This is a genomic window from Syntrophorhabdaceae bacterium (genome assembly GCA_028698615.1).
GTDB lineage: Bacteria > Desulfobacterota > Syntrophorhabdia > Syntrophorhabdales > Syntrophorhabdaceae > Delta-02.
This window is the reverse complement of the sequence record JAQVWF010000111.1, coordinates 1-3213: the sequence shown is the minus strand read 5'-3', so window position 1 is coordinate 3213 and position 3213 is coordinate 1. Positions and strand designations below refer to the sequence as shown.

Annotated in this window: 3 protein-coding genes; all 3 read right to left on the bottom strand. The window is 53.2% G+C overall.

Translation table 11 applies throughout. The features are described 5' to 3' along the window. Positions 1 to 141 precede the first annotated feature (141 nt). The 3 genes from PHC90_14900 to PHC90_14890 are packed head-to-tail and all read right to left on the bottom strand — an operon-like array spanning position 142 to position 2952. The gene (locus PHC90_14900; GenBank protein ID MDD3847635.1) at positions 142 to 1191 is read right to left on the bottom strand and encodes an ABC transporter ATP-binding protein; all 1050 of its coding nucleotides are present in this window, start codon (positions 1189 to 1191) and stop codon (positions 142 to 144) included. Then, on the bottom strand, positions 1184 to 1957 hold the full coding sequence (locus PHC90_14895) for an ABC transporter permease (protein ID MDD3847634.1): 774 nt from the start codon (positions 1955 to 1957) through the stop codon (positions 1184 to 1186). Before PHC90_14895 ends, PHC90_14900 begins: the two co-directional genes overlap by 8 nt. Further along, positions 1954 to 2952: an ABC transporter substrate-binding protein gene (locus tag PHC90_14890; GenBank protein MDD3847633.1), complete on the bottom strand. Its 999-nt coding sequence runs from the start codon at positions 2950 to 2952 to the stop codon at positions 1954 to 1956. The genes PHC90_14895 and PHC90_14890 overlap by 4 nt, the downstream gene beginning before the upstream one ends. Between the last annotated feature and the right edge of the window lie 261 nt (positions 2953 to 3213).

Here is a 3213-nt window from a genome sequence, read left to right as displayed (position 1 = left end):
CTGAAGAAGGGACGAGAAACCGCACGGGCCAGCAACCTGGTCTATTTTTAATTTTCGAAGAGCGTCCCCCTCACCCCGGATTGGTTTTTTTTGAATCCAGATACGATTGAGTCGCGGCTGTTTGCCGGCGACACGATGTTCCTAGGATTCCACGTAGCGTAGTCTTCTCAGTTTTATCACCACGTGGACGTCTTTTCCCTCCTCGAGGGACAGTTCATCAAAGGCACTGGCGGGCAACTCGGCAAGAAGCCTGTTTTTTCCTATAGATACCCTGACCCTTACGTTTGAACCATAACGCGAGATCTCCTCCACCTTTCCGGTGAAGCGGTTCAGGGCCGGACCCGGCGGTTTCACGTCAGATATGTAGATGTCGTCCGGCGGTATGGCGATTTTCCTGATATTGCCCCCGTCGTAGGGGAGCACCATAGTCATCTCATCGGAGACAACCTCCACGAGGCCGGACGTGAGGATTCGAGACCGGTCACACTCTATGATGTTGGGCATTCCGACGAATTCGGAGACAAGCTCGTTCCGGGGATCGAAGAAAAAGTCTTTGGGGGTAGATACCTGCTCGATCCTCCCATGGGACATCAGTGCTATCCTGTCTGCGATCTCTTCCGCCTCCCTGAGATCGTGCGTCACGTACACCGTCGTCATCTCCAGTTTCTTAAGGAGGGAGATAAGCTCGGTTCGCAGGTATTTGGCCGTCTGGTGATCGAGACTTGCCGTGGGTTCGTCGAGGAGGAGTACTTTCGGGGACGGTGCGAGGGAGCGCGCGAGGGCGACACGCTTTCTCTCGCCGCCGGACAGCGTATGGGGATAACGGTGTGCAAGGTGTTTTATATGTACCATCTCCATCAAAGATGAAACCCGCCCGTCTGCCGCGTTTTTCTCCATTCCTGCGGCGCTGAGGCCGAAGGTGATGTTTGCCTCCACGGTCATGTGCGGGAAGAGGGCAAGGCCCTGGAACAGGTAGCCCACACCCCTTCTTCTCGGCGACACCTTGTCCACATTTACGCCATCGATAAGCACGCTGCCTTTGTAATCCGCGACCCCGGCAATAACATTCAGCAGGGTTGTTTTCCCGGCGCCCGTTGTTCCCACAATGACAAGGATCTCCTTATCCATGATCCTGAGATCTACGTTTTGGCAAATGTGCCTGCTCATGTTTGCGAGTTCGATATCAGGCATGGTTGCTCCATTCGCCGATCATGCGCCTTTCCATGATGACAAAGACCCTTTCAAAGAGAAGGCACATGACGGAAAGGACTGCGAGGCATACCATGATGATATCGACCCGGACCAGGCTCTCGGCCTGCATGAGCAGGGCGCCGATGCCCGTCGGAATCGCAACCATCTCCGCGGCTATGAGGACCCGCCATGACATCCCGGCTTCCAGTCTCAGGCCTGTGAAGATATTGGGAAGCGCCAGAGGTATGATGACCTTAAAGAGTATCCTCATATTTGAAGCCCCCAGCGTCTCGGCGGCCTGTATGTACCTCCGGTCGACATTTCTGATCCCTGTGGCCGTGTTGTATACCACCGGAAAAAATGAACATATGAATATGATCGTAATGGGAAGCATCTCGTTTATGCCTATCCACAACATCAGGAGCGGGAGCCAACCCAGGGCAGGAATGGGATACAGGAGGCTTATTATGGGGTTGAGCGCCTTATTGACAATTCCGCGCCACCCCATTATAACCCCCACAAAGATACCAGCTATGGAACCGCTGCAAAGACCGATCAGAACACGAACCAGGCTGCTCATGAAGTTCTTTCCCAGAACCCCGTTTACCGTAAGGTGATAGAACTCCTTTACCACCGCTGAAAAGGGAGGGAAGAAAAACTGTCCCGGAAAGAGATCGAAGCGGCCGACGATTTCCCATACGGCTATGAACACAGCAACCGGCAGGGCGCCCCAGGCGGACTGGAGGCGCCCGGATTTGTTGTTCATTTTGAGAACCTCAGATCGAGAATGTCACTGGCCTTGAAACCGCTTTTTATGTAGCCGTTCCGTGCTGCAAAGTCGATCGATTCCTGGATCGTTACGGGGTCGATGTCAATGGTATAATCCAATCGCTTCATCGATCTGCGAACAATCTGGGAAGTAACTGTCGATTGCGCCGCGGTCTTTGCCGCTTCAACGGGAAAGACTTTATCGCCTGCGACGCGCAACTGCTCTGCCATGATCGCTGCCGCCTCTCCAGGGTTATCTTTGATCCACCCGGTTGCCTTCGCTGTGATCTTCGCCAGTTTTCTCACGATATCCGGATGATTCTTCATGAGTTCATCCTTCACGACCAGGACACTACCCTGCATCCGCGGCCACACGTCCTGACTGCTAACGAGCACCTTGAACCCGGCCTCTTCGGCCATAGCCGGCCAGTGCTCAGGGCTGAAGGATGCGTCCAATTTTCCCATCCTGATGGCCATGATCTGCACGGGCGGGTTCATCCGTTGTACTCTGTTTAAGACTTTGCTCCGGTCAAGGCCATATTTCTCGATCGTTTTCAGAAGGATTGCATCTACGGGACCACCTATCTGCACGGCCCCGAGGCGTATGTCGGCCCGCTCCAGTTCCTTAACGGTTTTTATCTTATCGGGATTGACCGTCAGAGCATAGCCATGCTTGTGCAGTCCTGTCACGACTTTGATCGGCACCTTCGCATTCGCATAGGCATTGATCGCAGGCAACAGACACATATAAGCGGCCTTTATATCGCCGCGGCCCAGAGCGGCGGCCAGAGACATGCCTGTCACGTAACTGTAGAAAGTCGGCTTCAGCCCCTCTTCTTCAAACCATCCTTTGTGCTGAGCTATATACGCGCTCGCGGCATGGTCGGTGAACTCAACGGCGATGTTGATCGGAAACTCCTCCTTCGCGAAGGTGGCAGAGCCTGCGACACATACCAATGTTAAAGCCAGACAAAGTATCTTCAGGTACTTCATGGTTTCCGTCCTCCCGTCAATTGGATTGATGCTGATCGTGATGCTGTTGATGCGGGGCGCTATCTACACACCACAATAACGTAGGTTATATATCATAATGCATAAAGATGAGTCAACTTGGCTTGTTTTGTGGGTAATGTGGGGCCAAGTGTGGGGCCAAGGGGACAAGGAATGAAGGGTATATATTTTTTAACTAAAACCGGGGTGGGTCATTTTTAGGTGATCACAGTGGGTCATTTTTAGGTTGTCATTGCCACACGC

Excerpts from the sequence above, each read along its gene's own strand:
- PHC90_14900 (MDD3847635.1), bottom strand. The coding sequence starts at position 1,191 with ATGCCTGATATCGAACTCGCAAACATGAGCAGGCACATTTGCCAAAAC.
- PHC90_14895 (MDD3847634.1), bottom strand. The coding sequence starts at position 1,957 with ATGAACAACAAATCCGGGCGCCTCCAGTCCGCCTGGGGCGCCCTGCCG.
- PHC90_14890 (MDD3847633.1), bottom strand. The coding sequence starts at position 2,952 with ATGAAGTACCTGAAGATACTTTGTCTGGCTTTAACATTGGTATGTGTC.